A 23,067-nucleotide genomic window follows, 5' to 3' on the forward strand; every position below is an offset into this window, starting at 1 on the left:
TGTTTGCTTTCAACGGTATTCTTTTATTTTTCCTGCGTTTCAGAGTTCTGTATTACTTCGCCTTTTCAATCCATTTTTTCCACACTTCCGGGGCAACTCCCAATTGTGCTTCCTGCCCGAAGCGTGATATTGGTGTGCGCAGAAGCAACGGATCGGCAAGCAGTTCTTCCCAAATATCAAACACTTTGTATTCAAGCTGGCGTTGCTTGAATTGCTTGCCTTCTCTATCGATAAGTTCCTCGATAGGTATTTTGCGGGCAATGCTTTCGAGTTCCCCTTTGCTTGGTCCTTTTTCGGCAAGGTCAATAAATTGTATTTTCACGCCGCGTTCCTTGAAAAACCTGATTGCTTTAGCTGTTCCCCTGCACTTTTTTGTGCCGAAGATTTGAATAACGGTAGCCATTTTTCACTCAATAATATTCTGAATTAAAATAATAATTTAAGAATTTATCTTTGTTTTTTATTCAATAAATTTAATAGTCCGGTGTTTACAAAATCAAGATATGCTTGTATTAATGCGGATTTTTAATGTTTTTTCTGTTTTTATACTTACGGAGTTTCGCTCAATTCTTCATAAAATTTTATTTACTTGCTATTTTTAATTTCATCACTTTTTCGAAATCAACAAGTATTTCCTTTGTTCTTATCTCAAATATGCACGGTTTGGATTTACCGACATTTTTTGTATTAACGATTTTCTCTTTTGTATTGTCCGAAATATCAAGTGCCAGCACTGCATCTAAATATTTGAGCGGAAAATATACTGTTGCTTGCATATAGCCTTTACGAGCAGACATCCATACTATTGTCTTGTTCTTTTTCTGTACCTTGCACAACCACGCTTTGCCATCTTTGTAATATCGCCATTCATAATTCAACTGTTCTCTTTGAAACAGATTGAGCGCCTCTCGATATGCTTCGTATGATTGACCCAGCGCGTTTCTTAGCACCGTTTCGTCTGGAAAGACACTCTCATCTCTTAGTTCTATATTATTGATTGTATCCATATTATTTTCTCAAAAGTATCCTTTCGGGTATTCTTCCCAATGCTGATTTTCAGGTTACTTTCTCTCTAATTTTTTGCCGGGATTGCATTGCATAAACAGTCGGTCTAAAGTCAGATTTACCGAACTATTATGGCGTGCCGAATCGTCTGCTGTTGGTGGCAGGTAGCTTGTTTTTCCTTTATAGGATTTAAATATTCCAGTTGAATACCAGACAGTTTTGTCCAATTGTGAATAGCGGAAACGTATTTGGTCTGCAACAATCTCACGGTCGTTTGCAGAACCTTTGATTGTAAGATTTTTCTGCAAAACAAGCAAGCAATTGTTGTTGTTTGTATCCAACTCGGCAACAAAAAAACCTTCGAGTTGCGACAACCCGTTTATTTTTTCAAGAAAAACTATCGGTGGCAGTTCGCAACCAAAAGAACGCATTTGCGGTGCCCTTTCGTATATACTTTTGCAACCAAATGCTAACAAAAAGACAAGTACTATTGTAATTTTTTTCATACCTGAAAACCCATTTATTTGTTTTTCAAATTGTTCACAATATCGAATAATCTGATGAAATCCTTCAAGCTAAGTTGCTCGGCTCGCTTCGATAAATACTCTAAATTGCTTGCTTTCAATTCGTCTTCAAGTGCTTTCATAGGAATGTTGCAGGCTTTCAGATAATTTTCGAGCGAGTTGCGTAGCATTTTCCTGCGTTGCGAAAAAGCACTTCTCACAAGCTGCATTATTTCAGCAAAAGCGTCTGTGTATTTTTGCTCTTCGTAGAAATCAAGCACAAGAACCGACGAAGTTACTTTCGGAGCCGGGAAGAACGAACCCGCCGCAATATCAAATGCAATTTTTGGAGTGCAAACTAAATTGGCAGCAACCGAAGTTATCCCATATTGACGGCTTCCGTGCCCGCTGCTTACCCGCAAAGCAACTTCTTTCTGCACTGTCAGCACAGCTTTCGAGATATATTTTGCATTTTCAAACAGCAAAAAGAAAATTTCTGTCGAAATATTATAAGGTATATTCCCAATTACGAATAATTTTTCGTTGCACTCCTCGAAATGCCGCTTAATATCGAAATTTAATATATCTGAATGGATAATTTTCAAATTATTGCTGAATTTTTCGTGAAGGTAATCAATTGCCCTCGCGTCCAATTCAACAAGAGTAAGCAATGGCTTTTGCCCGACTAAAAATTCCGTCAGCACGCCCATTCCCGGACCAATTTCCAGAACAGGCTTGCCGGAAATATCCCCGAGCAAAGCAACAATCCGCGATGCTACGCTTTTGTTCTTCAGAAAGTTCTGACCTAATGATTTTCGTGGTGCAATGTCTTTCATTTTGAACTGAGAATTTTGCTCAAATCGTTGTAAGTCTCTTCGATGCCGATAGACACAACTTTTGTATCTGAAATTGTAGAAATAAAGCTTGTATCGCCAGACCAACGGGGCACAACGTGAAAATGCAGGTGGTCGGGCAATCCGGCGCCGGAAGTCCTGCCAAGGTTTGCGCCTAAATTAAATCCGTGCGGAGCGTATATTTCCTTCAATGCAGCAACACACTCCTGCATCAAAACACACATTTCGCTCAATTCCTCTTGCTTCAGCTCGGTCAAATCTCCTATATGTCTGTATGGAGCAATAAGCGTGTGTCCGTTGTTGTATGGATATAAATTCAGAACAGCGAAGCAATACTTGCGGCGAGCAACAACATAAGTTTCATTATCCGGCTTTTTGCCGCTTGCTGCAACACACAGAAAACACTCTTCCTTGCTTTTCTCCTGTTCGTCTTTGAATGTGCCTATATATTTGCTTCGCCAGGGTGACCAAAGAGTTTCCATAGTTTGAACCTTTTTAGTGCAAAAATATCTAAAATTTTGGAATAAAGAAAATAAAGAAACAACGGCAAATCAATATTCACAATTATTCTTTCCAGTCGTCCGAAACTATTTGCTATCGTTCTGCAATCTCAATTTCCGACTGAATTAATTCAAATAAAAAAAGCGGGCAACCGGTGCCCGCCAAATTATCCAAAACACAGATTATTTTTATATTTTTTCGGCTACCGATTTGCCTTGCAAGAACAAAGCTAAGTAGTCGCGGCTACCAGCCTTCGAATCGGTTCCGCTCATATTAAATCCGCCAAACGGGTGAACATCGACAATTGCACCGGTACATTTACGGTTCAGATAGAGATTTCCTACGTGGAATTCACGGGTTGCGCGATTGAGTTTTTCGCGGTTCATTGAATAAACTGCACCAGTGAGCCCGTAAATTGTGTTGTTTGCAATTTCCAAAGCGTTATCAAAATCGCGGGCTTTAATTACTGCAAGCACCGGACCGAAGATTTCTTCCTGCGAAATACGAGCCATTGGATCCACATCAATGATGATTGTCGGCTCGATGAAGAAACCGGGTCTGTCTAATTTATTCCCGCCATGTAGCAGTTTACCTTCTTTCTTGCCAATTTCTATATAGTTGAGAATTGATTTTTCTGCACTTGCACTGATAACCGGACCCATCTGGTAATTTTCTTCAGGCATTCCCTGCTTGATTTTTTCAACACCAGCCTTCAGTTTTTGAACAAATTCATCATACACTTTTTCATCTACAACTGCACGCGAGCAAGCCGAGCATTTTTGTCCCTGGAAGCCGAATGCAGAAGCAAGAACGCCTGCAACAGCATCATCAACATTCGCTTCGCTATCGACAACGATTGTGTCTTTGCCGCCCATTTCTGCAACAACGCGTTTTATCCAGATTTGTCCCGGGTTAGTCTTTGCTGCGCGTTCAATAATACGCAAACCAACTTCCATCGAACCTGTAAATGAAATGAAGCGTGTTTTTGGATGATCCACAAGATAATCACCGGCTTCTGCGCCCGAAGCGACAAAATAATTAAGCACGCCGGCAGGCAAACCAACTTTGTGCATAATATCCTGGAACAACCAAGCCATCATCGGTGTTTCGCTCGAAGGCTTCAAAATCACTGTATTGCCAGTTACAATTGCAGCGGATGTGATTCCAACCATTATTGCAAACGGGAAGTTCCATGGTGGGATGCAAATACCAACTCCAAGCGGAATGTAGAAGTATTTATTCATTTCGCCGGGATAAGGTGTTAATGGCTGGTCCTGCCCGTAGCGAAGAGCTTCGCGTCCGTAGAGTTCAAGAAAATCGATTGCTTCGCAGGTATCGGCATCGGCTTCGGCAAAGTTTTTGCCAGCTTCCAAAATCATCCACGCATTGATTTCAAAACGGCGCTGACGCACCACTTCGGCTGCTTTGAATAAATATGCCGCTCTTTCTTCCGGTGATGTATATTTCCAGGTTTCGAATGCTTTCAGAGCTGCTTGCATAGCGTCTTCGGCTTCTTTCTGTCCGGCTTTCTGGAATGTTCCTATCAGTTCTTCGTGATTTGCAGGATTAATCGATTTTGTTTTGCGTTCGGTGAATACTTCTTTTCCACCAACAATATTTGGATATTCTTTGCCTAATTGTTTACGAACATATTCAATTGCTTCTTTTTGCTTGCGAACGTTTTCTTCCAATGTGAAATCGAATGGAACTTGATTTGCAAAAGGCTTGATTACCATAGAAACTCCATAAATATTCATAAAAAAAAGAAATTACAATGCTAATCTACAAATATACAAAGTAATAAATTTATTAACAAACATAATAAAGTGAGTTTAACAAAATCGATGTTATTTTGCAAATTTCAGGAAATACTATTGCGAAAATAATTTAGTCCGGAATTCCCCGACCTGCAAGCAACGCGTCTTTAAACTTTTGTCATTTTACATACCATTCAAATGCATTAATATTTTTTAATCGTTTTATGTTTTTTAATTCACTATAAAACTAATATATTTACAATGTAAAATTTTCAAAAAGGGGAAAAATGGCATTTATTAACTGGAACGACAGCCTGAAAGTTAATGTCGATTCAATCGACTCGCAGCACCAGAAGCTTATCGATATTGTAAACACTCTCTTCGATGCAATGAGCGACGGCAAAGGCAACGAAGTGCTTAACGATGTGTTCAACGATCTGCTCAATTACACTGTCGAACATTTTTCGCACGAAGAAAAATTAATGGGACAGTATAATTATCCTAAAGCAGAATTCCATAAAGTTGAGCATTCAGACCTTACACGTCAGGCAAAAGACCTTTACGAAAAGTTCAAATCCGGTCAGGCAACAATTAGCGTTCCTACTCTCAACTTCCTACGTTCGTGGTTGAATAATCATATTCTCTCGTCAGACAGGCAATTCGGTGATTATTTAAACAGCGTTGGTGTAAAATAATTCCGGCTCAAGAAACAGAAAAGGCTGCCTCCGATGTTGTGGCAGCCTTTTTTGTTAGTGTAAGTTCTTTCTTATTACTCTACAACAACAGTTTTTATATTAACAAACTCTTTAATACCTTCTTCGGAAAGTTCTCTGCCGTAGCCAGATTCTTTGATACCGCCAAACGGCAAACGTGGGTCGCTTTTCACTTGCCCGTTTACATAAACTGTGCCGGCATTTAGCACATTTTTAGCTAAATACTCAGCTTTTTCCATATCTTCGGTAAATACAGCAGCTCCCAAACCAAAATTTGTAAAGTTGCATAGAGAAATAGCTAAATCTTCTCGTTCTGCACGCGTTACTGCCGCAACCGGTCCGAATGTTTCCTGGTCGAAAATTGGCATTCCCGGCATTGCACCTGTAACAATAGTTGCAGGATAATAGAAACCTTCGCCTTCTGGAATTTCGCCTCCAAGATGCAGCTTCGCCCCAAAATCAAGGGTTTTTGTTACCAAGGAATGCAATTCATCGCGTAAGTCTGCTCTTGCTTGCGGACCAATCTCTGTATCTTTGTCGAGCGGATTGCCCATTTTGTATGATTGCATTTCGCGGGTGAACTTCTCCAGAAATTCGTCGTAAACTTCTGCTTCGACGATAAATCTTTTTGCAGCGATACAGCTTTGCCCGCTATTTACAAGGCGAGCAGCAGCACAAATCTTTGCCGCTTTGTCGATATTTGCATCTTTTAGCACTAAATACGGGTCGCTACCGCCAAGTTCCATTACGCACTTTTTCATATATTTCCCGGCAACAGCCGTTACTCTCCGCCCAACTTCCGTGCTGCCTGTCAGCGATACTGCCGCAACATTAATATTGCCAATCAGTTCTTCTGCTTCGTCGCCGGAAATAACAAGCGATGTGAACACATTTTCCGGAATTCCTGCATCAAGCAACAGATACTCTATCGCAAGCGAACATCCCATCACATTGCTTGAATGTTTCAGAAGAACTGCATTGCCTGCCATCAAGGTCGGAACAGCAAATCTAAACACTTGCCAGAATGGAAAGTTCCACGGCATTATCCCCAATATTATCCCAAGTGGGTTATAAGTTACATATGATTTTTTTGCTTCTGTCTCGATTTTCTTGTCCGAAAGGAAGCGTTCGGAATTTTCTACGTAATATTTACACACTTTCGCACATTTTTCGATTTCAGCAAGCCCCTGCGAAATTGGCTTGCCCATTTCCTCAGCCATCAATTTAGCATATTGCTCCTTGCGTTTTAGCAATAAATCGGCAACAGCAAGAAACATTTCAGCACGTGCCGAAAACGGGCGGCGAGCCCATTCTATCTGACGCTTCGTCGCTGTAGAAATAATCCGCTCGATTTCATTACGTGTGTGCTTGCTGTAATCTTTGATGACTTCACCATTGTGAGGATTTACAGTTGTAATTTTGTCGCTGCTCATATTATTTCCTTATATTATTTTAATATATTTGTTTTAATTACGTTTTGCTTTTGTAATAATTTTATTTGTAAAATTATGAAAATAATCATTACAAAAATACTCGATTCAAAATTATTTTCATTAATTGCGGCACTCCTTATTATCTCTTTCGGCTTATATAAGTGGGGCAGCTTTTCCCGGAATGTCGATGAAATTGCAGCTAACGCCCTACGCAAAAAAACAGTTAAATCTGTTTCAATTCAGACTGATTTTTCTTCCAACGATTTTCAAAATTTTCAATCGAATTATTATAACGAAAATGTCTATGAATTCAAGAAATATCCGGGCTATTACCAGTCGCGGGAATTCGCCGAAACCGACAGCCTCTCCTATTTTTTCTCGGTTCCAGCCGACCAGAGCAAATTTGTTACTTTAAAAATTCATTATACAAAATTGCCCGACAGTTTCGATCTGAACCGTCATTCTGCAAATTGCCTGTCGGCTTTGGAAAAAATAATCTTCAACAAATAAAAACTGCTTGCAAAAGCTTGCAAGCAGTTAGCAACAAAATCTATCTGATAGTTTATTATTTTACTAACTTATGTTTTTTCAGAGCTTTTTGCAATAGTTTCTTGTTCTCGGGACGCATTGGAATTAACGGCAATCTGTAATATTCCTCTATCATTCCCATTAGCACAAGCGCGGCTTTCACCGGAATTGGATTTGTTTCGACAAAGTTCAAAGCAAACAAATCAAGCAAATCATAGTGTATATTCATCGCACTCTGATAGTCGCCATCGAGAGCTAAATTTACCATTTGCGAGAAAATTTTCGGTGCATAGTTCGAAATCACCGAAACAACGCCTTTCCCACCAAACAAAATTGTTGGCACTGCAAGCGAATCATCGCCGGCAAGCACTGTAAACTTGCCCGGTGCATATTTTATTATTTCAGAAATTTGGTCTAAATCGCCCGATGCTTCTTTTGTGGCAACTATGTTTTTGTAGCTTTTAGCAAGTTTAATTTGAGTTTCAGCAGAAATATTCACACCCGAACGCGACGGCACATTGTAGATAATCAAAGGCATATCGACATTTTCAGCAATTGCTGCATAATGTTGAAACAGTCCTTCCTGGCTTGGCTTGTTGTAGTATGGTGCAACAAGCAAGGCTGCATCGGCTCCTGATTCCTTAGCCAAAATCGTCAGGTCAATTGTCGCACGAGTATCATTGCTGCCGGTTCCAGCAATAATTGTTGCGTCTTTGCCAACGTGCTCAACTGCTGCAACAATCAAAGACAACTTTTCTTTTGCCGTCATTGTTGCAGATTCGCCCGTCGAACCGCAAACGCAAATGTTTTTCACCCCATTTTCCAACTGAAAATCGAGCAACCTCTTAAATCTGTCGTAATCAATCGATAAATCGCTTTTGAATGGAGTTACTATTGCCGTTGTTGTGCCAATTAGGAAATTTTTTTCCATACACTTTCCTTTATTTATTTGCTGGTTGTTTATATATTTGCTAACTTGTAATTATTAATAATACTTTGACTATTACAAAATAAAACATAAATTTTGAAAATAAAAAGCATTTTTTATGAAATACAAGCAAAATTTTGACGAACAGAAAAAAGAATACATCAGAAAAAGCAAAACTTTCAGAAAAACTCTTCTCAAAGATGCTCCTAAAAACGTTGATAATTTCCTGCAAGGGCGTGTCGTCGAGGTCAAACCCAAATACTACGTTGTCGAAGAACTTCACACTCAAACTCTTTATTCGTGTTTTGCTGCCGGACGAATTTCCTCGCCACATAAATTTTCTAACCTTATCGCTTGCGGCGATTATGTTAGTTTCACCATCGACGATAGCTCATCGAACGAGCAAAGCGGACTTATTTTTCAGGTTGAGGAGCGCAAAACAAAACTTTCCCGTCGCGACCCGGCAAACCCAAACCGTGAACACGTTATTTCCTCCAATAATTCACATCTGCTTATTTTTATGTCTATTGATGAACCATTAATTAATTTGCGTCTCATCGATAGAATTCTTGTAGCAGCCGAGCTTGGCAAATTAGAACCCATCATTTGCATAAACAAAATTGATTTAGTTGATTTCGACGAAGTAGCCGATATGTTCGACCCATACAGAGCATTGCAAATTCCATTGTTTCCGATTTCGGTTTCTGAAAATTTTGCATTGGACGAGCTCTATTCATTCATCAAAGGCAAAGACACTGTAATTGTTGGGATGAGCGGCGTCGGCAAATCTTCGTTAATCAATAATATTTTCGGTAGCGAGGTGCAACGCATCGCTGATGTTAGCGAATGGAGCGGCAAAGGTCGCCACACAACAAGTATTGTCCGACGATTTGAGCTTCCTTTCGGTGGCTACTTAACCGATACCCCCGGACTTCGGGAGTATGCATTGTGGGATGTTTCCAAAGATGAACTTTGTTTGCTCTTTCCGGACTTCCGCCAGTATATCAATGATTGCAAATTCGCCGCATGCACGCACACACACGAACCCGGCTGCAGTGTAAAATTGGCTGTCGATAAAAATAAAATTAGCTTTGAACGTTATCAAAGCTATCTGAATATTTACGATTCTTTGGATGATTAGCTGCCCCGCCAGGGCTCGAACCTGGACTTTTCTGATCCAGAGTCAGACGTGTTGCCAATTACACCACAGGGCAAATACTTTACAAAACTAATAATTAATTCTTGAACTTGCAAGTATTTTTTAAACAGATCGCATAATTCTTTTGACAACGCCAAAAATTTCGAATGTGTAGCCTTCGCTCACTTTTATTGGTTCGAACGCAGGATTGTCCGAATGCAACCAGACGCTTCCGTTTTCCTGCACGAAACGCTTCACAAGCAGATTCCCGTCAATATTGACAACCACAATTTTGTTGTTTGCCGGCTTTTCTGCCGTATCTACAAAGATTATATCGCCCGGCTCGATCACGCCTGTCATCGATGCGCCATCGACTGAACATATAATTAAGTTTTCGCTCGAAATTCCAACAATATCAAGCAATGTTCGCTTCTCAACAAGTTCATCCGAAACAACCGGCTGCTTGCGCGCTGCTCCGATTTTCTGAATTAGTTCATTGATTTCTTCGGCAGTCATCAAATCTATACGTTTGATGTCTGCTACAAACAATTCTCTCATACCGTATCTCACCGAATTAATTGTAAGCATTGCGTCTTTCAAAGCAAACGAAACAATTCGCTTGTCGCGTTCAGTAGCAGTGTCGATAATCAGGTCGCGGTTTTTGTATGGCTTCTTTTTAAAATATTCATAAACAGTGCATTTGCGAACAAGCAAATACAACTCGTAGTTGCTAAGTGCCTCTATTTTTGATTTTTCCTGCTGCAACTTTTAGCACCTTCACTTCTTTATGTTCTTCGAACTCAACTTTTGCCAATTCTTTGATTTCGCTCATGTCAATCCCGCGTTCTTTCATTAGCTTGCGTCTTTGTTTGCCCTGCAAGTTATTTGTAAACACATCACCATCGCCCGTAAGCACCCAAGTTGGATTAATACCTCGCTTGTACAGCTCGATTAGCACTCTTGCGGGAACAGACGCCCGGGCGTGTTCGTAGTTGGCAATATTGTCGCGGCTTTCCCCAAGCAAATGAGCAAACTGCTCAGTGCTAAGCTTCTTCCCTTCGTTGAAAATGCTTCTTACAAACCGAAGACGCTGTCCGATATTTTTCAGGTAATCGTTTTCCATCGAATTAATTTATAAAATTATACGCATTTTAGCAATTTCTTTTCGGCTCGCCTCTCTTCGGTTATCTTTTTTCGCATTCGCCGAACGTGAACTAACGAAACATTCAAATCCTTTGCCAGGCAACTGTTCGGTTTCTCCCAATTTTCCTTAATATATCTCTCTACGAACTTATCAAGATGAGAGATACGCGGAATATAGAACATTCCTCCATTGAGATTGAGCAGCATTTTTTGAACTGCATCGAGCCCGCAATATTCTGCAAGCATACTCAAATTATCCGGAAGTTCTTCCATGCGAATTTGTCGGACTACCTCTTCTTTCATTTTATCCTCCAAAAAAGACTAATCTTTGCAATCCAAAATAAGTAATATTTACATATTTTTCAAGTAAAATTTACATATTTTTTTAATTTTTATAAATCATTTTGATACCTGTTTGCACCTGATTTTGTGCAGATAATTATATTTCTTCTCTCATCTGAAAATGAAAAGCAATTCAGGAATTAGGCTCTTTCTATCCCCAAGATGCATTCACCGAAAAAGAAATAACTCTTAATAATTTCTTAACTTATTCGTTTCTGAAAATAAAACGGACTTTATTATGTTTGAATATTCTGAAAATAGATTTCAAATAAAACCTGCCAGAAAAAAACAAATTAAAAGCCTTGCATACGACGAACTCGTCGATTATCTCCAAGCCGCCGGCGAAGGAAAATATCGTGCCGACCAAATTCTCCACGAGATTTTCGTTAATCGGGCAGCGGATTTCAGCCAAATGACCCAGCTCCCGAAACATTTGCGAAAAATGCTTGCCGAAGTATTCGATATTTCTTCAATCTCGTTGGAAGAAAAACGCGTCTCAGCCGACGGTTCGGTTAAATTTCTGTTTTCGCTTGCCGACCGCCAATTTATCGAAGCCGTCTATATGCCCTGGGCAAACGACGAAGGAGAAGTAGAGCGATCCACATTGTGCATATCCACAATGTCCGGCTGCCCCGTAGGATGTGCCTTCTGTGCTACCGGAACGCTCGGCTTCAAGAAAAACCTGACGCCATCAGAAATAATTGACCAAATTTTTATTGTCGAGCAGGAATTAGGCACAAAAATCAACAACATTGTGCTAATGGGAATGGGCGAACCCTTGCTAAATTACGAAAACGTCGTCCGTGCTATATCTTTGCTTGCCGACGAAAAAACAAAAGTGATAAGCCGACGAAAAATTACTTTATCAACTTCGGGAATTGCTCCTCGCATTCGCGAACTTGCCCACAGCAAGTTCCCTCCGAAGCTTGCAATTTCTCTGCACGCAACAACCAACGGCACACGAAACAAGATTATGCCAATTGCTCAATCTTTCGATTTATCTTCGCTTATGGACGCAGTGGAATATTACTACCGCCACACAAAAATGAAAATTACTTACGAATACATTCCATTCGACGGAATAAACGACTCCATAGAAGATGCCGAACGCCTTCGCAAAATTGCTCAAAGAGTGCCATCCAGAGTGAATTTCATACCGTTCAACGATATATCGTTCACCAAGCCGCAGGGAGTTTCCTTCGAGTTGAAACCATCACCACCAGAACGAGTTGCAAGAATTGCCGATTATCTGCGTTCGCACAAAATTGCTGTAATCGTCCGGGATTCATTCGGTCGCGACATCGAAGCCGCTTGCGGGCAACTCGCACTATCGCGTGAGAAGTAAGATGCGGAAAATTTTTCTCCTCATTCTTGTTTTTCTTCTGCCTCAGATTTCTTTTGCCGATTTTGGCCGGCTGGCTTATGTGAAAACTAAGTTCGACAGCCTTTACTACGGCGAACTCATTGCCGTCCGTGATAGTCTGCTTGTCCTGGCAACCACTCCATTTGCTGACAACAGAGAACTTTCTCGCAAATTCGATAGCCTGCTGATCCTCCGATGCAACCAGATTGATTACGTAAAATTATTGGAACAACCTGCAAAGTTCACCGAACGCATAAAATTTTCTGCAATTGGAGCTCTGTTAGGTGGTGGGCTGCTGGCTGCGCAATACAAACAAAACAATAAAATTACCACTACTGATTGGCTGATTTTCCCGCTGTCTGTTGCATTAGGTTATCTCTTAGGTGCTTATTTTGATATTTCAAACTACAAGCAAGAAATTCTCATATTTCCTGAATGCTCCAACCGCTTTTATTCTACATTTTCGGAACATTCCCGCTTCAAAAATTCAGAACCCAAAAGTTTCGCCCGAAAGCTGAACCAATTCATCGAAAGAAATAATTAAAAGAAATACGACTTATTTCTGTTGCCAATACAATCGTAATTTGACTTTTCTCACACTATTTACGCCCAAGTCGCGATTTGTGTTTCGGAACGAATTGATTTAATGTAGTGTAATTTTTTTATACAATTATTTCGTCGTTTGTTACAACAGGAGTAATGTTTCTGGGAATTTTAATATAAAAAGTAGTGCCTTTGCCAACCTGACTTTCCACCCAAATATCTCCATTGTGCAGATTGATGAACTCTTTGCATAGGATAAGCCCAAGCCCGGTGCCTTTCTCCTGGTTTGTTCCTAAGGTCGTAACCTGCGAATCTATGCGAAAGATCTTTTCAATATTTTCCTGTGGAATTCCAACTCCTGTGTCGGAAACAAAGAATGTAACGTGTTCGCTTGTTTCCTCTTTTATACCAACAGAAACAGAGCCACCTTCGGGAGTGAATTTTATAGCATTGGACATTAAGTTTCGCACAACTGTTGTTACAAGATTTGGGTCCAATACAACATAGTAATTTTCAGGAATTTCACAATTTAATGAAATATTTTTTACTGCTGCCTGATGTTTCAGCACAAAGCAAGTCATCTCGATAAGTTGTTTCATATCTGTTTCGACGGGGATCAAATTGATTTTCCCACGCTGCGCACGCGACCATTCGAGCAGATTCTCAAGCAAACTGAACAGACTATCCGATGATTCTTTAAGCATACCTACCATTTCTTTCGCTTCTTCCTGAGTGAGATCTTCAAAAGAATCCCGCAATAAATTTGTCGTCATCCGGAAGCTCCCCACAGGGTTTTTCAAATCGTGGGCAACGATCGAAAAGAACTTGTCTTTCTCTGCATTTGCAATTTCTAATTGATCTTTCTGTTCCTTTACGATAATATTGTTTTCAATTAGTATGTTATTAAGCTTCGAAATTTCTCTGTTTCTCCGAGCCAATGCAATCAATGAGATTACGATAATAGAAAGTATCAAAATAAATGAAACGACAATAACTATTGTTATTTTCTTACTACTTCGTAGCTCCTGCTCTTTTCTGGCTAAGTTATGTTGATATTCAATAACACGCAAGCGAGCGTCTAATTGGTTGCTTGTATGTTTGCTAATATAACCTTGATATTCGTGCAGATAAGCAATTGCAGTTTTATAGTCGCCCATTAATGAATAAATTGAATAAAAAGAATTTGCCGCCATAGCTTTGTAAATCAGTATATTTGTTTTGTCGCTGATTTCTTTTTCTAATTTGGAGTATTCGAGAGCCTTGGCGTAGTCTTTTTCGTCAGTGTATGCAGCTGCAAGCGAAGCATAAAGCAAAGGCAGATACATTTTATAATCTTCCTTTTTCGCTACTTCCAGAGCTTTATTCAACAGTTCAATTGCCTGTCTCCGATTACCTATAATAACAAACAAAGCACTTTCGATTTGCGAAGTGTTTACAAATAATGCCTTTGATTTAGAAAATTTCGCATAATGATACGCCAGATCGATATATTTTATCAACGAATCATAAGCCATTTTCACTTCTTTGTCTTTCGCAATAGTTTTATAAAATTTATCCGGTGATCTTTCTCCTGTCCCGTCTCCTCTGAACAAACCGAATTTATGACTAGAATAACTGTATTTATTATTTAATTTTTCAAACATTATTGCAGCCAGACGGTTATACGTTTGCGCCAATCCTAATGTATCGTTTAGCTTCAAAAATATTTCTTCGGCTTTGAGAGCACTCTGCACAGCCAAATCATGAAAACTCAGCGAACGATATGTTTCAGCTATGGTTCGCATAGTTTCGGCATAATTCCGCTTATCGTTCAGCTCTTCGTAAATTTTCAGAGCCGAGAAAGAATACTCTAAGGACTTATTCGCATCGCTCCAGATTCGCCAGACTATTCCCCTGTAATATAATGCTTTTGCGTATAGATGTGGTATTTTAAGAGAATCTGCTAATTTATAAGCAATTTCAGTGTTCAGCAAAATGTCTGAATTCACTAAATCCATTTGCTCCTGAATCAACTTAAAATATTTTTCAAGTCGTACTTTTGGATTTTTCTCGTTTTTTATCTGCGAAATCAAACTTTCTAAATCATTGTTGCAAAAGAGCAACTGGTTTCCTGCAATTAGAATTACAAATGTAAAGAAAACTAATCGGAGTAATTTCATATATTTTTTTGAGAATATTCAACTGTAATAAACGAATTATATTAATTATTATGGAAATAATAAAATTAATTTTTATTAAGCAACGTAATTTCACATAGTTTCGCTTGTTATTGTAAACAAAAGAGTTTTCAAATTTATTTGTTGAATTAGTAAAATAATAGTAATTTAATAAATTGTTAAATGCTTGTAAAGTATAAATTAAATTAGATTTCTCTATTGGATGGAAACATTAACTCTCATAGAGCTAACGAAGTTACTAAAGAATGAAGCAATAAACTACTCGTTTGGCAAAAACACTATTTTACGTAAAGTTCTTGCTACTATATTGTTTCTGCTGTCCGATATTTCGATGCTAACGTTTTCAATTCTCGCTTCATTTGCAGTATCGGCTTTAGCCGTTGATGAGTTCACTATTTCCTGGAATCACATCTATCTGCTTTGCCTTTCGCTTCCCTTTTTCCCGATTGCTTATGCTTTGCGAGGGCTTTATCCCGGATTTGGTATCGACATAATCGAAGAGCTTCGCTCAATCACATATAGCACGACTATAGCGTATATTATTTTCTTCCTCTTGAGCTATCTTGCCGAAGGAATTGATAGTCAGTTTCGTATTTCTGTATTTGCCTCGTATTTTGTAGCGTTGGCATTAGTCCCCGTTGGTCGCTCGATTGTTCGGAAATTGGCATCGAAGCGTTCCTGGTGGGGCATCCCGGTTGTTGTGATTGGTGCCGGACGCGCCGGCGAACGCGTTATTGGCTCGCTTATCAAACAAAAGCAACTCGGTTTGCGCCCGATTGTTGCAGTCGATGACGACGTGGACCGCTGGGGTTATATTCACGGCGTCCCAGTTATAGGTGGGCTGGATATTATACCCGACCTTTCCCAACGCCTCTGCAACGAGCACGCAATTATCGCTATGCCGCGTGTTAATGTTGAACGGCAGAAAGAAATTATAAATAAATATTCGAAATTCTTTGCCCATACAACGATTATCCCGGATTTGTTCGGGCTATCGAGCCTGTGGGTGTCTGTCCGTGATTTCGGTGGATTTTTGGGGCTGGAATTGCAACAAAAATTGCTTTCGTCTTCTGCACGATTTATGAAACGTATGTTTGATATTGTGCTCGGCTCTCTGTTGCTTCTGCTTTCGGCTCCTTTGATGCTCGTTATTGCTTTGCTTGTAAAAATTGATTCGCGCGGCAAAGTGCTTTTCAAACAAGAAAGAATGGGTATAAACGACACCCGTTTTAACATTATTAAATTCCGCACTATGCACAATGATGCAGAAGAACGCCTTTCAACTATTCTCAGCTCCAATCCAAAACTGCAAAAAGAATACGAAATTTACCACAAGCTCAAAGACGACCCCCGACTTACCCGCGTCGGAAAATTTCTCCGTAAATATTCTCTCGACGAGCTTCCCCAATTCTGGAACGTAATAAAAGGCGATATGAGTTTAATCGGTCCGCGAGCCTATATTCCTTGGGAAAAAATCAAAATGAACGGACACGATGAAATGATTTTGAAGGTGAAACCCGGCATCTCCGGGCTCTGGCAGGTTACCGACCGTAATAATTCGAGTTTCGAGGAACGCAACCAGATGGACGTTTATTATATTCGGAACTGGTCTATGTTTTTAGATATTTATATCGTTGCAAGAACCATTGCTGTTGTTCTGACTGGTAGGAGCGGCTGCTGATGCACTATATCGCTGTTTACTGTGGCTCGTCGAAAGGGAACAATCCGATTTATGAAACAGAAGCGAGAAAATTCGCCCGAAAATTAGCTCAAACCGGCTTCGGCTTAGTTTATGGAGGTGGTGCCGTTGGTATAATGGGCGCTGTTGCCGACGAAATGCTCGACTGCGGTGCTGAAGTTGTTGGAGTTATCCCCAATAAATTGCTTGAAATGGAAGTCGGACACAACAATTTAACTAAGCTTCACGTTGTCGAAACAATGCACCAACGCAAAGCTTTAATGAGCGAATATGCCTCGGGGTTTGTTGCTTTGCCCGGAGCAGTCGGCACAATGGAAGAATTCTTTGAAATCATTGTGCTTAATCAATTGAACTTTATAAATAAGCCACTTGCTTTCTACAACATTAATAACTTTTATAATAAATTAATCGATTTCCTTCGCCATACTTTCGACGAAGGCTTTCTTTGGGAAAACACTTATCGCAGTCTTTTTTTCTCTGATAATTCTGACGAAATTGTTAATTTTCTGAAAGAAAGAATTTTTTGATTGCTCTTTCGTTTGTTCTTTATGTAATTTTTTTTGAACAGATTATGAAATCAATTCTCGGAAACGAATATTTCATCTTCATTGCTCGATTGATCGTAGGAGCAATGTTCATCGTAGTTGGCGTTGGTAAAATCACCGACCCCAATCTATTTGCAAAGGAAATTGCAAACTATCGTATGCTACCTGAAATATTAATAAATTCAGTTGCAATTGTGCTCCCCTGGATTGAGCTGATTTGCGGAGTATTGCTTATTCTTGGTGTGCGTTTGCGGGCAAATGCAACTGTAATTTTTGTATTGCTGCTGCTCTTCAATATTATGGTTGCCACTGCTTGGGCAAGAGGACTGGATATTAATTGCGGATGCTACTCGCAAATTGCCAAGCAAACAGTTGGACTTCCAAAATTACTTGAAAACACTGGACTTATGTTTCTGTCGATATTAATTTACTTGTTTCCTCAAAATAGTTTATCTTTGGAAAGTTTAGTGTTGCAGGAAGCAAAAGGAAGAGAATAAAAAAAGACGAACGGTATATTGCTCGGGGATGAGGATGCTAATTCAAGCATCTTACGACAATGGTTAAGTTTGCCAATATACCGTTCGTCGTAATAAAAAATCTTAAATATCTATAATTCTTTCATTACTTTGCGAATAACTTCAAGCCCTTCTTTAATTTGCTCGCTTGTTATGTTCAGCGGCGTTCTGAACCGAACAGATTTTTCGCCACACGGCAAAATAATCAAGCCTTCGTCGAAACATTTGCGAGTAAACCGTGTTCTATTCTCTGCATTGTCGAAATCAAACGCAGCGAACAATCCACGATGACGGACATTTGATATATATTCAGGAAACTCATTTTTCAAATCTTGTAATTTATCAAAAAGTTCTGCGCCCCGTTCAGCAGCATTCTGAACTAATTTTTCGTCGTGAATTATTTCAAGGTAGCGTGTTGCACGAACCATATCGACAAGATTGCCACCCCAGGTTGAATTAATTCTGCTCGATACTTTGAAAAGGTTCGTATCGATTTCGTCCACTCTGTCTGTTACGACAATACCGCACACCTGCATTTTCTTGCCGAACGCCATAATATCGGGTTTGGCTCCCAGTTGCTCGTGAGCCCACATAGTGCCGGTTAGCCCGACTCCTGTCTGCACTTCGTCGAAAATAAGCAAAGCTTCGTTTTCGTCGGCAAGCACCCGCAATTGCTGCAAGAATTCCGGACGGAAGTGATTATCTCCGCCTTCGCCTTGGATTGGTTCTATAATAATTGCAGCTATATCGTCCGGATTATCTTTGAATGCCTTCTTTATTTCGTCGATAGACTGACGTTCCAATGCTATCACTTTTTCTAAATTTTCATCGTTAAGCGGAAAAGTGATTTTCGGATTTGTTACTCTGGGCCAATCGAACTTAGGAAAATACTTTATCTTGACCGGGTCTGTATTCGTAAGCGACATTGTGTATCCATCGCGTCCGTGGAATGCTTCCTTGAAATGAAGAACCTTTGTTCCAACTTCCCTCTGATAACCTTTACGGAAATTTTTCTGCACTTTCCAGTCGAATGCAACTTTCAATGCGTTTGTTACCGCAAGAGCTCCGCCTTCGATAAAAAACGAATATTTGAAATAATCCGGAACCGCATATTCAAAGAATGTTTTGACAAAGGTTGCCATTGCGTCTGTATAAATATCTGAATTTGCGATTTTGTTTACAGCAATTCTGCCGATATAATTAATAAAGCCTTCCTCCATCATTTTTGGGTGGTTCATCCCAATCGGCATAGACGCAAAGCAAGTGAAAAAGTCAATAAATGGTTTGCCTGTGCGGGCTTCCAGAAGCAATGTGCCACGGCTTTTTTCCAAATCAAGTATAAAATCAAAACCGTCCGCTAAAATATAGTTTCTTAATTCTTCTAATGCCTTTGTAGGTTCAACGTAAATTTGTGGAAAATACCCCATATAAAAATACTCCTGAATATTAAAGAACACGTGATATAAGCAAAAATAATAAAAAATAAGAAATAATCTTATTTTTCTGTTGTTCTTTAATTATAAGGGTATTCCGGCGGAAAGTTTTATGGTGAGCATAAGGTCTCTTTTGAAGCGACAAAGAGAAAGGAAAGAACCTCCGCGAATTGTTCCGCGGCAGGTAATGTTTGCATTCGCTATTAATGTTGTCGCCCTCATAGTTCTAAAATTAATATATTCTCATTAATATTTCAAATATTTTTTTTCAGTAGCATTATTTAGCGATAAAAAAAAACCGTAAGTTCAGTTGAAACTCACGGCTTATGGACTCCTTCAAAAACCACTGTCCTATTTTTGTCTGCTATCTGAATATTAAAATTTGTTTAGTTTTTAAACTACCTTTGCTTGTTGCCACTCTCAAAGAATATACACCCGAAGGCAAATTCGAAACATCAACGGCTTTGTTTAGTTTCATTGCGTCTATTCCAATGAGTTTGTTCCCAAGCAAATCAATTATCTCTATGTTAGAGACATCCCCATCAGCACTAACATAAATATAGTTGCTTGCTGGGTTCGGATATACATCTAAGTTAATATTTTCGTCCACAACAGATGAATTAGAAACTCCTATCCCGCGTAAGTTTATTGTATAGTTGCCAAAATCAGCATTTGTTGTCAATACTAAGTTCCCGGCATAACTTGTAGCATATCTTGGTGTGAAATTAATCAATAATTCTGCTGAACTGCCAGCTTCCACAGTTATCGGAAGTTGAGTTGCAAGTTCGTATGATTGAGGCACAGTTGCAGCTGTAACAGTAAATGGCTTGCTCCCCAAATTATTCACATAGAGCGTCTTCTGAACTTTCACTCCGACAGGTGATTGGTCGAAATTTGCGTTCCCCGAAATTGTTATGATAGAACTATTGTCCTTGATTGGTTGCATTCCGTATAATATTTCCTGATTTTCATTGAATGTGCCCGAACCGCTTCCAATACCGCCTGTTCCGGGGCTTAATGCAGAAAGCAGATAATAGCCATTATATGCACCGCCCCAACCCCAGTTCATCGAGAAATAATTGTCTTCGCGATAGCCATCGCACACCCACGCGTGCCCGCCTTCCTGACCTGCACCGGTGTAAATAACCGGTCTGCCGCTATTAAGTTCTCTCTTTATTATATTAGTCCATTCAGCATCTGTCGTATCGCTTTTGCGAATTCCCACAATTAAATTTGGGTCGTATTTCCAGTAAGTTTTCATTGCGTATTCTGAACAATGCGTTTTTGGAGATGATTTCGAAATCACATACGCACCGCTTGCGTCAACTCCGTAACGCATTTCCACACTTACTCCAATCAAAAATATTGCATATGCCAGCTCTTCGTTCTTTGTATATACCTGATTTGGAAACGACTTCCAGTTAATTTCCATTTCATCGAAACTTGCCGAGATAGTCCCCAACTTATAGTGATTGTATGAATGCGAACCTCTTCCCGATGTAGGATAATCCCAGTATTTCATAACTTGTGCCATTGCAATCGCTACGCACCCAGCCACTGTTCGGGCTTGACGGCTATCGTCGTATGGGCAAAAATCATTATAAAACGGAGCCTGATTCCACTTTGTTCTTGTAAGCGAAGATACTGCATCCGGTGTGCCTGTTACAAAGTCGTAACCACCGGAAAGCACCTTTGCCCATTCTTTCGCAGTCGAAGCTGTCGTTTGTATGTTATTTTCGCGTGCGTATCTTATTTGCTCTTTGTAATAATTCAGCCAATACTCTACATTTGGTGGAATAAAATTTGGGTCAAACTCTGAATCTAACGAGAACCCCAACACCGGAAGTGCTGCATCATCGCCTGAAACAATTACAAATGAATTTTTTTTCGATGAATAAACATAATAATACGGTTCTGCTGACACATCTTTGGTCGCTGCCGCCTCGTCCTTTGCAACATATACCAACTGTATCTGGTTAGCAGATTGTGTCGAGAGTTCTGCCCGTAAGAAAAAGTTTTCTGCTACCTGATTTGCAGTGTTTATCGTGATTGGTTTAGCCTGAAGTTGAATTGCGAAAAGCGTCAGTACCAGCGTTAGCTTGATAAAATAATTTTTCATAAAAATTAAATACAAAAATTATTAAACATTGAATTTAATATAATTACACATTGATTTATTCAATAGTTACAGTACTTTGAAAATTAATGTAAATAATCAGACATTTCTCTAATTAAAATATAAATCACAGTAAATAGTTAATAATACAAGTTATTAAATTAACTAAAAATTTATTAATTTTGTATTCTGAATTTTGATTTGGTTGAAGAAATGGAAAGAATATTCTTAAAATCAAAGATACACAGAGCAAAAATCACTCAGGCTGAACTTCACTACGAAGGCAGCCTAACAGTGGATACCGAACTACTAAAAGCAGCCGATATTGCTCTATTCGAAAAAGTCTCCGTTGTCAATATCAACAACGGCGAACGCTTCGAAACATATGTGATACCCGGCGAACCCGGCAGCGGCACAATTTGCCTGAACGGTGCGGCTGCACGCAAAGGGCAGGTTGGCGACCTTATCATCATCATCAGCTACTGCCATCTGACCAACGAGGAAATTCCAAACCACAAGCCAACTGTTGTGCTTGTCGATGAAGATAATAACATCAAAAGTATTACTAACCCAGGTATTATGTAGATGCCGAAATTTTCAGTTATTATACTTGCTGCCGGCAAAGGCACCCGAATGAACAACCCCGACACCCCAAAAGTTTTAGCACAAGCAAACCAAAAACCGCTTATTGCTTATGTTTTGGATACGGCTCTGCAACTTCATCCAGAGCAAATTTATTTAATCATCGGCTACAAAAAAGAACTCGTAATTCATTACGTTTCTGAGCAATATCGCAATTATGCCGATATAATTAAATTTGTTCATCAGGACGAGCAATTGGGCACCGGACACGCTGTTAAGCAAGTTGAGCCTTTCATCGGTGAGCATACCGATGTTCTTATCCTTGCCGGCGACGCTCCCGTTATCAAACCCAACACATTGCACAAATTCATCTCCGAACATAGCGCCGCAAGTGCTGATTTGTCTGTCCTTTCGGCAATTGCTCCAAATCCGGCTGGCTACGGACGAATTGTTCGCTCCGCCGTCGGTGAATTCATCCGCATCAAAGAAGAAAAAGACGCAACTTCACAGGAAAAAGCTATAAATGAAATCAACAGTGGAATTTATTTTCTCAATACCGGACTGCTTTTTCCTGCTCTCGATAACATCAAGCAAAACAATGCACAAAAAGAGTACTATCTGACTGACATTATTGAAATAATCAAGCAACAAGGCAAAAAAGTTGTTGCTTGCAATTGTGCTTCATTCGAGGAAATTCAAGGCGTAAATACTCTTGGGCAACTTCAGGAAGTAGAAAAAATTCTCGCAAATCGCTAATCTTTTCTGAAATAGAAATCGCTCTGGTCGTCGAATTTAATATTTATTATTACCCAACCGTTTTCAGGTGAATTGTAAAAAGTGAAAATCCACCTCATTGGGTATAGTGTGTGCAATCCTAAATAACGGCATTTTATCATAGAGTTCGAGGCAACTTCGCTATCGACAGCCTCGAAGGCACGCATAGCTCCGTAAATTTGCGTCGCCTTCTCTGTCTGCTCAATCAGTCTATTGATCTCTTTTTCTTTTCGCATAAGCGGGCTGCCTTGCAGCAATTGCCGGTATGCATCTTCGTAGCGAGTTTGAATTATCAGCTTCAAAAATTCAGAAATCCTTGTGTGCAGCTCTTTGGGAACATTTGGCTCGTAGTATTTAACTGTTGTTGAGGATTTAGGCAGGCTTTCGTCCTGCGAATATGCCTGAACACCAACAAATAAGAACAACAATATAGTATAAATTATATATTTCATAATTTGCACCAAATATTCCTAAT

At 39.6% G+C, this 23,067-nt stretch carries 26 protein-coding genes and 1 tRNA gene; 10 read left to right on the top strand and 17 right to left on the bottom strand.

Going from position 1 to position 23,067, the window contains the following annotated elements:
* Window positions 1–52: 52 nt before the first annotated feature.
* The 6 genes from ACY2LT_RS07450 to pruA form a co-directional block, all read right to left on the bottom strand.
* Window positions 53–403, bottom strand: a complete 351-nt coding sequence (locus tag ACY2LT_RS07450) for an arsenate reductase family protein (RefSeq protein ID WP_491814879.1) — start codon at window positions 401–403, stop codon at window positions 53–55.
* Between the two features lie 178 nt (window positions 404–581).
* On the bottom strand, window positions 582–1,007 hold the full coding sequence (locus tag ACY2LT_RS07455) for a DUF3788 family protein (RefSeq protein ID WP_491814881.1): 426 nt from the start codon (window positions 1,005–1,007) through the stop codon (window positions 582–584).
* A 54-nt stretch (window positions 1,008–1,061) separates the two neighbouring features.
* Window positions 1,062–1,511 (bottom strand): hypothetical protein, encoded by a 450-nt coding sequence (locus tag ACY2LT_RS07460; RefSeq protein WP_491814883.1) that lies wholly within the window; start codon window positions 1,509–1,511, stop codon window positions 1,062–1,064.
* 14 nt (window positions 1,512–1,525) lie between these two features.
* Window positions 1,526–2,344, bottom strand: a complete 819-nt coding sequence (gene rsmA, locus ACY2LT_RS07465; RefSeq protein ID WP_491814885.1) for a 16S rRNA (adenine(1518)-N(6)/adenine(1519)-N(6))-dimethyltransferase RsmA — start codon at window positions 2,342–2,344, stop codon at window positions 1,526–1,528.
* Window positions 2,341–2,844 (bottom strand): HIT family protein, encoded by a 504-nt coding sequence (locus ACY2LT_RS07470; RefSeq protein ID WP_491814886.1) that lies wholly within the window; start codon window positions 2,842–2,844, stop codon window positions 2,341–2,343. Before ACY2LT_RS07470 ends, rsmA begins: the two co-directional genes overlap by 4 nt.
* A 207-nt stretch (window positions 2,845–3,051) precedes the next feature.
* The gene (gene pruA / locus ACY2LT_RS07475; protein ID WP_491814887.1) at window positions 3,052–4,599 is read right to left on the bottom strand and encodes an L-glutamate gamma-semialdehyde dehydrogenase; all 1,548 of its coding nucleotides are present in this window, start codon (window positions 4,597–4,599) and stop codon (window positions 3,052–3,054) included.
* A gap of 308 nt (window positions 4,600–4,907) precedes the next feature.
* Here pruA and ACY2LT_RS07480 point away from each other — a divergent pair, with 308 nt between their 5' ends.
* Complete coding sequence (locus ACY2LT_RS07480) at window positions 4,908–5,315, top strand: bacteriohemerythrin (protein ID WP_491814889.1); 408 nt, start codon at window positions 4,908–4,910, stop codon at window positions 5,313–5,315.
* Between the two features lie 74 nt (window positions 5,316–5,389).
* On the opposite strand, the gene ACY2LT_RS07485 is transcribed toward ACY2LT_RS07480, so the two are convergent.
* Window positions 5,390–6,766 carry an NAD-dependent succinate-semialdehyde dehydrogenase gene (locus tag ACY2LT_RS07485; RefSeq protein ID WP_491814891.1) on the bottom strand — a complete coding sequence of 459 codons (1,377 nt, stop codon included), beginning with the start codon at window positions 6,764–6,766 and terminating at the stop codon, window positions 5,390–5,392.
* Between the two features lie 75 nt (window positions 6,767–6,841).
* Between ACY2LT_RS07485 and ACY2LT_RS07490 the strand changes: the two genes are divergently transcribed.
* Complete coding sequence (locus ACY2LT_RS07490) at window positions 6,842–7,276, top strand: hypothetical protein (RefSeq protein WP_491814892.1); 435 nt, start codon at window positions 6,842–6,844, stop codon at window positions 7,274–7,276.
* Window positions 7,277–7,331: 55 nt separating this feature from the next.
* Here ACY2LT_RS07490 and dapA read toward each other — a convergent pair whose 3' ends face one another.
* Window positions 7,332–8,225 carry a 4-hydroxy-tetrahydrodipicolinate synthase gene (dapA, locus tag ACY2LT_RS07495; protein ID WP_491814894.1) on the bottom strand — a complete coding sequence of 298 codons (894 nt, stop codon included), beginning with the start codon at window positions 8,223–8,225 and terminating at the stop codon, window positions 7,332–7,334.
* Window positions 8,226–8,340: 115 nt separating this feature from the next.
* Here dapA and rsgA point away from each other — a divergent pair, with 115 nt between their 5' ends.
* Window positions 8,341–9,363, top strand: coding sequence for a ribosome small subunit-dependent GTPase A (gene rsgA, locus ACY2LT_RS07500; protein ID WP_491814895.1), 1,023 nt, complete (start codon window positions 8,341–8,343; stop codon window positions 9,361–9,363).
* Here the strand turns inward: rsgA and ACY2LT_RS07505 are convergent.
* The 4 genes from ACY2LT_RS07505 to ACY2LT_RS07520 all read right to left on the bottom strand — a co-directional run bounded on the left by ACY2LT_RS07505 (window position 9,364) and on the right by ACY2LT_RS07520 (window position 10,806).
* Window positions 9,364–9,436, bottom strand: a tRNA-Gln gene (locus tag ACY2LT_RS07505).
* Between the two features lie 47 nt (window positions 9,437–9,483).
* A complete protein-coding gene (locus tag ACY2LT_RS07510; protein ID WP_491814897.1) occupies window positions 9,484–10,125 on the bottom strand; it encodes a S24 family peptidase in 642 nt (213 codons plus the stop codon).
* Window positions 10,091–10,483: a helix-turn-helix domain-containing protein gene (locus ACY2LT_RS07515; protein WP_491814898.1), complete on the bottom strand. Its 393-nt coding sequence runs from the start codon at window positions 10,481–10,483 to the stop codon at window positions 10,091–10,093. The genes ACY2LT_RS07510 and ACY2LT_RS07515 overlap by 35 nt, the downstream gene beginning before the upstream one ends.
* A gap of 17 nt (window positions 10,484–10,500) precedes the next feature.
* On the bottom strand, window positions 10,501–10,806 hold the full coding sequence (locus ACY2LT_RS07520) for a hypothetical protein (RefSeq protein ID WP_491814900.1): 306 nt from the start codon (window positions 10,804–10,806) through the stop codon (window positions 10,501–10,503).
* Between the two features lie 277 nt (window positions 10,807–11,083).
* Here ACY2LT_RS07520 and rlmN point away from each other — a divergent pair, with 277 nt between their 5' ends.
* Together rlmN and ACY2LT_RS07530 are read left to right on the top strand one after the other, a co-directional pair.
* Window positions 11,084–12,190, top strand: coding sequence for a dual-specificity RNA methyltransferase RlmN (rlmN, locus tag ACY2LT_RS07525; RefSeq protein ID WP_491814902.1), 1,107 nt, complete (start codon window positions 11,084–11,086; stop codon window positions 12,188–12,190).
* 1 nt (window position 12,191) lies between these two features.
* Window positions 12,192–12,752, top strand: a complete 561-nt coding sequence (locus ACY2LT_RS07530) for a hypothetical protein (RefSeq protein ID WP_491814903.1) — start codon at window positions 12,192–12,194, stop codon at window positions 12,750–12,752.
* A 118-nt stretch (window positions 12,753–12,870) separates the two neighbouring features.
* On the opposite strand, the gene ACY2LT_RS07535 is transcribed toward ACY2LT_RS07530, so the two are convergent.
* Entirely contained in the window at window positions 12,871–14,910 is a 2,040-nt protein-coding gene (locus ACY2LT_RS07535; RefSeq protein WP_491814904.1) for an ATP-binding protein, read from the bottom strand.
* A gap of 220 nt (window positions 14,911–15,130) precedes the next feature.
* Between ACY2LT_RS07535 and wbaP the strand changes: the two genes are divergently transcribed.
* From wbaP to ACY2LT_RS07550, 3 genes are read left to right on the top strand one after another with little or no spacing between them, the layout of a single operon-like run.
* Entirely contained in the window at window positions 15,131–16,609 is a 1,479-nt protein-coding gene (gene wbaP / locus ACY2LT_RS07540) for an undecaprenyl-phosphate galactose phosphotransferase WbaP (RefSeq protein ID WP_491814905.1), read from the top strand.
* Window positions 16,609–17,154 carry an LOG family protein gene (locus tag ACY2LT_RS07545; protein ID WP_491814906.1) on the top strand — a complete coding sequence of 182 codons (546 nt, stop codon included), beginning with the start codon at window positions 16,609–16,611 and terminating at the stop codon, window positions 17,152–17,154. Before wbaP ends, ACY2LT_RS07545 begins: the two co-directional genes overlap by 1 nt.
* A 44-nt stretch (window positions 17,155–17,198) precedes the next feature.
* On the top strand, window positions 17,199–17,669 hold the full coding sequence (locus tag ACY2LT_RS07550) for a MauE/DoxX family redox-associated membrane protein (protein WP_491814908.1): 471 nt from the start codon (window positions 17,199–17,201) through the stop codon (window positions 17,667–17,669).
* 110 nt (window positions 17,670–17,779) lie between these two features.
* Here the strand turns inward: ACY2LT_RS07550 and lat are convergent, their stop codons facing one another.
* From lat to ACY2LT_RS07565, 3 genes are all read right to left on the bottom strand, one after another.
* Complete coding sequence (gene lat / locus ACY2LT_RS07555; RefSeq protein ID WP_491814909.1) at window positions 17,780–19,114, bottom strand: L-lysine 6-transaminase; 1,335 nt, start codon at window positions 19,112–19,114, stop codon at window positions 17,780–17,782.
* 90 nt (window positions 19,115–19,204) lie between these two features.
* Complete coding sequence (locus ACY2LT_RS07560) at window positions 19,205–19,342, bottom strand: hypothetical protein (RefSeq protein ID WP_491814911.1); 138 nt, start codon at window positions 19,340–19,342, stop codon at window positions 19,205–19,207.
* Between the two features lie 142 nt (window positions 19,343–19,484).
* The gene (locus tag ACY2LT_RS07565; protein ID WP_491814912.1) at window positions 19,485–21,239 is read right to left on the bottom strand and encodes a C10 family peptidase; all 1,755 of its coding nucleotides are present in this window, start codon (window positions 21,237–21,239) and stop codon (window positions 19,485–19,487) included.
* A gap of 210 nt (window positions 21,240–21,449) precedes the next feature.
* On the opposite strand from ACY2LT_RS07565, the gene panD reads away from it, so the two are divergent.
* Window positions 21,450–21,821 (top strand): aspartate 1-decarboxylase, encoded by a 372-nt coding sequence (gene panD, locus ACY2LT_RS07570; protein ID WP_491814913.1) that lies wholly within the window; start codon window positions 21,450–21,452, stop codon window positions 21,819–21,821.
* Window positions 21,822–22,574 carry a sugar phosphate nucleotidyltransferase gene (locus ACY2LT_RS07575; RefSeq protein WP_491814914.1) on the top strand — a complete coding sequence of 251 codons (753 nt, stop codon included), beginning with the start codon at window positions 21,822–21,824 and terminating at the stop codon, window positions 22,572–22,574.
* On the opposite strand, the gene ACY2LT_RS07580 is transcribed toward ACY2LT_RS07575, so the two are convergent.
* On the bottom strand, window positions 22,571–23,044 hold the full coding sequence (locus ACY2LT_RS07580) for a hypothetical protein (RefSeq protein WP_491814915.1): 474 nt from the start codon (window positions 23,042–23,044) through the stop codon (window positions 22,571–22,573). The genes ACY2LT_RS07575 and ACY2LT_RS07580 overlap by 4 nt on opposite strands.
* Window positions 23,045–23,067: the final 23 nt, after the last annotated feature.

The sequence above is a fragment of the Eximiradius proteiniborus genome (assembly GCF_058546985.1).

What these genes read in the sequence shown, in the direction of transcription:
- ACY2LT_RS07450 (WP_491814879.1), bottom strand. Translation starts at nt 403, where the DNA reads ATGGCTACCGTTATTCAAATCTTCGGCACAAAAAAGTGCAGGGGAACA.
- ACY2LT_RS07455 (WP_491814881.1), bottom strand. Translation starts at nt 1,007, where the DNA reads ATGGATACAATCAATAATATAGAACTAAGAGATGAGAGTGTCTTTCCA.
- ACY2LT_RS07460 (WP_491814883.1), bottom strand. Translation starts at nt 1,511, where the DNA reads ATGAAAAAAATTACAATAGTACTTGTCTTTTTGTTAGCATTTGGTTGC.
- rsmA (WP_491814885.1), bottom strand. Translation starts at nt 2,344, where the DNA reads ATGAAAGACATTGCACCACGAAAATCATTAGGTCAGAACTTTCTGAAG.
- ACY2LT_RS07470 (WP_491814886.1), bottom strand. Translation starts at nt 2,844, where the DNA reads ATGGAAACTCTTTGGTCACCCTGGCGAAGCAAATATATAGGCACATTC.
- pruA (WP_491814887.1), bottom strand. Translation starts at nt 4,599, where the DNA reads ATGGTAATCAAGCCTTTTGCAAATCAAGTTCCATTCGATTTCACATTG.
- ACY2LT_RS07480 (WP_491814889.1), top strand. Translation starts at nt 4,908, where the DNA reads ATGGCATTTATTAACTGGAACGACAGCCTGAAAGTTAATGTCGATTCA.
- ACY2LT_RS07485 (WP_491814891.1), bottom strand. Translation starts at nt 6,766, where the DNA reads ATGAGCAGCGACAAAATTACAACTGTAAATCCTCACAATGGTGAAGTC.
- ACY2LT_RS07490 (WP_491814892.1), top strand. Translation starts at nt 6,842, where the DNA reads ATGAAAATAATCATTACAAAAATACTCGATTCAAAATTATTTTCATTA.
- dapA (WP_491814894.1), bottom strand. Translation starts at nt 8,225, where the DNA reads ATGGAAAAAAATTTCCTAATTGGCACAACAACGGCAATAGTAACTCCA.
- rsgA (WP_491814895.1), top strand. Translation starts at nt 8,341, where the DNA reads ATGAAATACAAGCAAAATTTTGACGAACAGAAAAAAGAATACATCAGA.
- ACY2LT_RS07515 (WP_491814898.1), bottom strand. Translation starts at nt 10,483, where the DNA reads ATGGAAAACGATTACCTGAAAAATATCGGACAGCGTCTTCGGTTTGTA.
- ACY2LT_RS07520 (WP_491814900.1), bottom strand. Translation starts at nt 10,806, where the DNA reads ATGAAAGAAGAGGTAGTCCGACAAATTCGCATGGAAGAACTTCCGGAT.
- rlmN (WP_491814902.1), top strand. Translation starts at nt 11,084, where the DNA reads ATGTTTGAATATTCTGAAAATAGATTTCAAATAAAACCTGCCAGAAAA.
- ACY2LT_RS07530 (WP_491814903.1), top strand. Translation starts at nt 12,192, where the DNA reads ATGCGGAAAATTTTTCTCCTCATTCTTGTTTTTCTTCTGCCTCAGATT.
- ACY2LT_RS07535 (WP_491814904.1), bottom strand. Translation starts at nt 14,910, where the DNA reads ATGAAATTACTCCGATTAGTTTTCTTTACATTTGTAATTCTAATTGCA.
- wbaP (WP_491814905.1), top strand. Translation starts at nt 15,131, where the DNA reads ATGGAAACATTAACTCTCATAGAGCTAACGAAGTTACTAAAGAATGAA.
- ACY2LT_RS07545 (WP_491814906.1), top strand. Translation starts at nt 16,609, where the DNA reads ATGCACTATATCGCTGTTTACTGTGGCTCGTCGAAAGGGAACAATCCG.
- ACY2LT_RS07550 (WP_491814908.1), top strand. Translation starts at nt 17,199, where the DNA reads ATGAAATCAATTCTCGGAAACGAATATTTCATCTTCATTGCTCGATTG.
- lat (WP_491814909.1), bottom strand. Translation starts at nt 19,114, where the DNA reads ATGGGGTATTTTCCACAAATTTACGTTGAACCTACAAAGGCATTAGAA.
- ACY2LT_RS07560 (WP_491814911.1), bottom strand. Translation starts at nt 19,342, where the DNA reads ATGAGGGCGACAACATTAATAGCGAATGCAAACATTACCTGCCGCGGA.
- ACY2LT_RS07565 (WP_491814912.1), bottom strand. Translation starts at nt 21,239, where the DNA reads ATGAAAAATTATTTTATCAAGCTAACGCTGGTACTGACGCTTTTCGCA.
- panD (WP_491814913.1), top strand. Translation starts at nt 21,450, where the DNA reads ATGGAAAGAATATTCTTAAAATCAAAGATACACAGAGCAAAAATCACT.
- ACY2LT_RS07575 (WP_491814914.1), top strand. Translation starts at nt 21,822, where the DNA reads ATGCCGAAATTTTCAGTTATTATACTTGCTGCCGGCAAAGGCACCCGA.
- ACY2LT_RS07580 (WP_491814915.1), bottom strand. Translation starts at nt 23,044, where the DNA reads ATGAAATATATAATTTATACTATATTGTTGTTCTTATTTGTTGGTGTT.